Source organism: Streptomyces sp. NPDC059456, assembly GCF_042750055.1.
In the GTDB taxonomy this organism is placed as follows: Bacteria; Actinomycetota; Actinomycetes; order Streptomycetales; family Streptomycetaceae; genus Streptomyces.
Window position 1 is genome coordinate 1 of record NZ_JBHYVA010000602.1, and the last position, 5336, is coordinate 5336.

Below are 5336 nucleotides of genomic sequence, written 5' to 3' on the forward strand. Positions count from 1 at the left end.
CACGCACCGGTTCACCGTCCTCGCGGCGCCGGTTGACGACGAGGAGCCGTGCCCCCGCGGGGGGGCGCCACCCCCCCCCGCCCCCCCCCCCGAGACCGACGGGGCGGCCGGCTCATGAGACACCTGCTGCAACGACACCCCCTGCCCATGCAGACGTCGTTCGCGCACTCCCTCGTGCTCACCTACGCGCTGCCGCCCGAGCTGCTCACCCCGCTGGTGCCTCCGGGGCTCGCCCTCGACACCTACCGTGACGCGAACGGCGCCGAGCACGGGTTCGTCGCCGCCGCGGTGGTCGACACCCGGGCGCTGCGCCCGTCGTTCCTTCCCGCCCGCCTCGGCCGCGACTTCATCCTCACCGGCTACCGGATCTTCACCCGGTTCCCCACCCCGGGCGGCCGCACCATGCGCGGGCTGCGGATCCTGCGCAGCGACACCGACCACCGGATGATGGTCCTCGGCGGAAACCTCTTCTCCCGCTACAACTACCGCCTCGCCCGCATCGGCACCCGGACGGTCGGCCGGACCCTCGAGTTCAAGGTGGTCAGCGCCGACGGCAGGGCCGACCTCCACGTCCGCGCCGACCTGGCGGGCGCGCCGGCCCCGCTCCCCGAGGGAAGCCCCTTCGCGAGCGCCAAGGACGCCCGCCGGTATGCGGGCCCGCTCCCTTACACCTTCGAGTACGAGCCGCAGACCGGCACGGTGATCGTCGTCAAGGCCACCCGTACGCAGTGGGAGCCGGTCCCGGTCGCGGTCGACGTTCCCACCCTGACCTTCTTCGACCACGGACCGTTCGCCGGAACCAAGCCCGTTCTCGCCAACGCCTTCCACGTCGGGGACCTCGCATACGGCTGGGAGCGCGGATACAGACGGGCACTGGACGGGGGAGTGCTGTGAGCACCGGCAGCGCCCCGCCGCCTCCGCGCCCCTCCGGGGTGCGCGTGGTGATCGGGTACAACTGGCCCCTGTACACGGGCGGGCTGGCCGCCATGGCCGGCGGTCTCGCCCTCGCCCCGCGCCTGCCCCGCGTCCCCGCCACCCTCGCCCGCACGGGCGCACTGGCCGCGGCCGCCCTGCTCGTCGGCAGCACCGCCGCCTCCTGGTGGGTGTACGACCACTCCGAGCTGTACTCCCTCGACTGGCTGACCGGCCTGCTGCCCGAGGGCCCCGGCGACCACCTCGTCCTGTCGACGGGGCTCGACGAGACCAGCCACCCCCTGGCCCTCCGGTACCCCGGGACCCGTCAGACCCTCGTCGACCTCTACGACCCGGCGCTCACCACCGAAGGCTCCATCCGGCGAGCCCGCCGACGCGTGCCCCCGCGGTCCGGGACCCTGGCCGGCGCCCCGTCCCGCATACCCGTCGCCACGGCCTCCCAGGACACCGCGTTCGCGGTGTTCGCGGCCCACGAACTGCGCCTCGCGCCCGACCGGGAGGCACTGTTCGCGGAGATCGCCCGCACCCTGCGTCCCGGCGGCACGCTGGTGCTGGTGGAGCACCTGCGAGACCGGGCCAACACCGCCGTGTTCGGACCCGGGGCATGGCACTTCATGCCCCGCCGTGAATGGCTCCGACTCGCTCGCGGCGCGGGCCTGCACTCCGTCTGCGAAACCCGGATCGCAAACCTCGTCACCGCCTTCTCCTTCCGCAGGGGCGCCGAGTGAACGACCTCTTCGCCCTGGAGTCCCAACTCCGGCTCGTGGGCCTCGCCCTGACCGGCATGGGCGCCTTCCACATCGTCCTGCCCCGCCTGGTGGACTGGCCCACCGACCTCGCCGGCACCAGCCTGCTGACTCGTCAGGTGTCCTACGCGCACCTCTTCTTCATCGGCCTGACCTGCGTCCTGCTCGGTCTGCTGCCGCTGTGCTACACCTCGGAGCTGCTGGCCGGGACCTCGCTCGGTACGGCCCTGCTGGTGGGCCAGACCGTGTTCTGGGGTGCCCGCTGGGCCTTCCAGTTCGTCTACTTCTCACCCGCCCTGTGGCGCGGAGACCGCTTCCGCACCGTCGGGCACATCGCACTGGCCGTGCTGTGGACCTGGGTGACGGCCGTGTTCGCCTGCGCCCTCGTCGCCGGCCCCTGACGCTGCGGCTCTCAGTGGCAGAGCCGGGCCACCTGCTCCAGTTCCTCCGCCAGCAGCGCCGGGTCGCGGGGGCCGATGTGCGGGGCCGCGAGCGAGCGTACGCGGAACCGGTTGTCGGGGGTCAGCTCGTCGGCCTCCCGGATCATCAGGTCCTGGAGCGCCGGCGGCAGGGTGCGGTCCTCGGTGAACCGCACGAACGTGCGGGGGATCCGACCCCACTTGTCGGGCAGGCCGCGGCCGTCGGCGGCCCCGATCGCGGGCGACTCGTCCGGTTCCAGGATGTTGAGCATGGTCCGGATCTCGGCGTCGGAGTAGTCGGCGCCCATCGCCTCCTTGGCGATCCGGAAGAACTCCGGGTCGCTGCTGCGCCAGTTGACCCGGGTGATCCCGAGTTCCGGCGGGGTGGGGACGGGAGTCATCTTGAAGATGAAGCTGTCGGCCGCCTCCGGGGTCGCCAGCAGCTCGCTCGCCGAGGCCCGCTTCGCCGGGCACAGCGCCGAGACGTACACGAGGTGCGAGATCAGCTCGGGCACCAGGTCGGCCACCGCGTTGACGGTGACGCCGCCCAGGCTCTGGCCGACCAGGACCACCGGGCCGTTGCGGTGCGCCCGCCGCACCACCGCGGCCACGTGCGCGGCGCAGTCGGCCAGGGTCGTCCCGGCGATGGGGGACGGTTCCGTACGCAGCCGCTCGAGGTCCTGGGGCGCCTGGTATGAGAGCGGGAAGTACGCTCCGGGGCCGTGGCCGGGCAGGTCCACCGCGACCGCCCGCTGCCCGCGCAGCCCCAGTTCGGCCACCACGGGGGACCAGCCGTACGCGTTGCTGCCCGCTCCGTGGACCAGGACGAAAGTGACCAGGGGGGCGTCGGTGCCAGTTAAGTTACTCATGAGTAGACCCTAAACCACTCCTGCCGACGCCGGCCATGGTGGCCCCCGGTCAGGAGCGGCCGGGGCTCAGCAGGGCGGCGGCCGCGGCGATGAAGGCGAGGGACGCTTCCTTGGCGGCATGCCGCCGGGCGTCCAGCTCGGTCCGGTCGGTGGCCTTGCGCAGTGCGTACGTGGCGTCCGCGGCCTGCTGGGCGGCGTCGGCGAGCTCGGGGACCAGGACCTGGAGGCGGATGTGCGGGGCGGTGATCGCCGCGCGGGTGTCGTGGGACCTCGTCTGGGCCTCCAGCTGGTGCTCGGTGCCCGCCTCGGTCCGGGCCAGCCGCTCCCGGTGGAACATCGCCGAGCGGTGCGCATCCAGGGCGGCCGCGAATGCGGTGACGGCGCCGAGCTGATCCTGCCGGTGGTTGTCGGCGCGCTCCTCGGCGCGTGCCGTGCGCGCCGAACGGTGCTGGAGGAGCCCGGCGGTCAGGGCGCCGGCGAGGGTGCCGAGCACGGCAACGATCGAAGTCCATATGGACATCAGGTCTTGGGTCCTCTCACGTCGTCAGCTGGTCCACCAGCGCCGACTTCGCAACCGGAGTCGTTCCATCAGCCATGAGGTGCATGCCGAGATGGTCCCATGCGGGGCCCGTTCGCGGGCACGTGCCGCCCGATGGCGGCGGCCGCCACAGGTGCATCGGAACGTCCGGAGGGCGAAGCCGCCCGGGCGCCGGCCGTCTACACGACCCTCACGTCAGGACACTTGCGCGGATGCAGGGGAAGCACCCACGATGGATCGTTCCATTCCGGAAGGGACCTGTTCTGATCGCCGGACCATGACGGCAGGGGAATGACAACGGCAGGAGAAACCAACCGACTTCGCGCAGGAAGGCCGCCCGCGTGCTGGTCCGTACGCCACGCGGGCCGAGAAGAGAAGGAGATTGGTCCCCATGACCGTGCGTGCCGTTGAGCTCCCGCAGCTCTGGATGCCCTATCCGCTGCGAGTGAATCCGTTCCTGCCGCTCCTGCGCGAGGAGAGCGAATCCTGGGCGCGCGAGATGGGCATGCTGGACGGATACCAGGAGCCGTCGGGAAGCCCGGCGATATGGACCCGGTCCACGTTCCACGCCATGACCGTCGACCAGCTCACGGCCTGGACCCTCCCCGACGCCTCACTCGCCGATCTCCGGCTCAACCACCGGTTCAACGTATGGGCCCTGGCCTGGGACGACCACTTCGCCGCCACCTTCAAGCAGAACGGCGACCTGTCCGGCGCGCTGGCCTTCACCACCCGTTTACGGGCCTTCCTGCGCCCGGAGCGGGGCGTCCGGCTGCCGGAGCCGGCGAATGCCGTCGAGAGGGGATTGGCCGATCTGCAACAACACCTCTTCCCCCCGAGGCTGGCGCACTGGCGGCAGGAGTTCAACCGGGCCCTGGAGGGCTACATCGACGCGGGAGTCAAAGAACTGGCCAACAGCCGCAGCGGCCGTGTACCCCACCTGATCGACTACGTCCCGTTCCGCCGTGAGAGCTTCGCCGCCTACACCGCCTGCTATTCCGTCGAGTTGGCCACCGGTGCGCGAATACCCCGGAGGATCCGGCACACCCGGACCGTCAACGCCCTGCTCGACGCGTTCATGGACTTCATGGGACTGGCGAACGACATCGCGTCCTATGAAAGGGAAGTCCATGAGGAACTCGACGTCAACAACCTCGTCCTGAGCGTGGAGACCTCACTCGGCATCGGCCGCCACGAAGCCGTACCCGCCGCCTTGAATCTGGTGAACACCCGCCTGCGTGACTTCGAGGACCTCAGACACAAGGACCTGCCCCGGCTCGTCCGGCGATCCGGGCTGCGCCACGACGAGCGGGCCGAGTTGGCGACGTGGCTCCGGGGAGCGTGCAGTTTTCTGTCCGGCCTCCATGCCTGGTACACCGGAGCCCCCCGCTACGCCGACTCGGACGTCTCGCACCAGGAGTGACGGCAGCGGGCTCCGGGGGGTTCCGACGGATACGTGTCGGCCCCCCCGGAACCGAGGCTCGGCGCACCGGCCTTGGCCGGCACCGGCCTCGGCCGTGCCGGTCTAGCGCCTCCGCAGGAGGGATCCGAGCCGCGTCCACCACGAGGCACGCGGTTCGGGCCGGCGTTGCGGTGCGGGGGCGGCCGCCGGGCGCAGCGGCGCCGCAGGCATCCCGTTGCTCCGGGCGGGCGGGACCGGAAGCGGGCCAGGGAGGTCCCTGGCCTGGGGGGCGCGGGCGGCGAAGTTCACGGGCAGGGCCGTGAGGTGCCGGGCCCACGTGGAGGAACCCCACGTCACGCCTTACACCCGGAAGGCCACGGCGAAGTCGGGAAAAACGGTGATCAAGATGTCGAATACCCAATAGGCGAA

6 protein-coding genes are annotated in these 5336 nt (G+C 71.6%); 4 read left to right on the forward strand and 2 right to left on the reverse strand.

The window, feature by feature from the left end:
- The first annotated feature begins 147 nt into the window (after positions 1-147).
- The 3 genes from ACFXA3_RS34430 to ACFXA3_RS34440 are packed head-to-tail and all read left to right on the forward strand — an operon-like array spanning position 148 to position 2080.
- Complete coding sequence (locus ACFXA3_RS34430; RefSeq protein ID WP_385193506.1) at positions 148-894, forward strand: DUF2071 domain-containing protein; 747 nt, start codon at positions 148-150, stop codon at positions 892-894.
- The gene (locus tag ACFXA3_RS34435) at positions 891-1661 is read left to right on the forward strand and encodes a class I SAM-dependent methyltransferase (protein ID WP_385193509.1); all 771 of its coding nucleotides are present in this window, start codon (positions 891-893) and stop codon (positions 1659-1661) included. The genes ACFXA3_RS34430 and ACFXA3_RS34435 overlap by 4 nt, the downstream gene beginning before the upstream one ends.
- On the forward strand, positions 1658-2080 hold the full coding sequence (locus tag ACFXA3_RS34440) for a hypothetical protein (RefSeq protein ID WP_385193512.1): 423 nt from the start codon (positions 1658-1660) through the stop codon (positions 2078-2080). The genes ACFXA3_RS34435 and ACFXA3_RS34440 overlap by 4 nt, the downstream gene beginning before the upstream one ends.
- Before the next feature lie 11 nt (positions 2081-2091).
- On the opposite strand, the gene ACFXA3_RS34445 is transcribed toward ACFXA3_RS34440, so the two are convergent.
- Both ACFXA3_RS34445 and ACFXA3_RS34450 read right to left on the reverse strand, forming a co-directional pair.
- Positions 2092-2967, reverse strand: coding sequence for an alpha/beta fold hydrolase (locus tag ACFXA3_RS34445; protein ID WP_385193515.1), 876 nt, complete (start codon positions 2965-2967; stop codon positions 2092-2094).
- Positions 2968-3016: 49 nt separating this feature from the next.
- Entirely contained in the window at positions 3017-3487 is a 471-nt protein-coding gene (locus ACFXA3_RS34450; protein ID WP_385193518.1) for a hypothetical protein, read from the reverse strand.
- 409 nt (positions 3488-3896) lie between these two features.
- Here ACFXA3_RS34450 and ACFXA3_RS34455 point away from each other — a divergent pair, with 409 nt between their 5' ends.
- Positions 3897-4928, forward strand: a complete 1032-nt coding sequence (locus tag ACFXA3_RS34455; protein ID WP_385193521.1) for a hypothetical protein — start codon at positions 3897-3899, stop codon at positions 4926-4928.
- Positions 4929-5336: the final 408 nt, after the last annotated feature.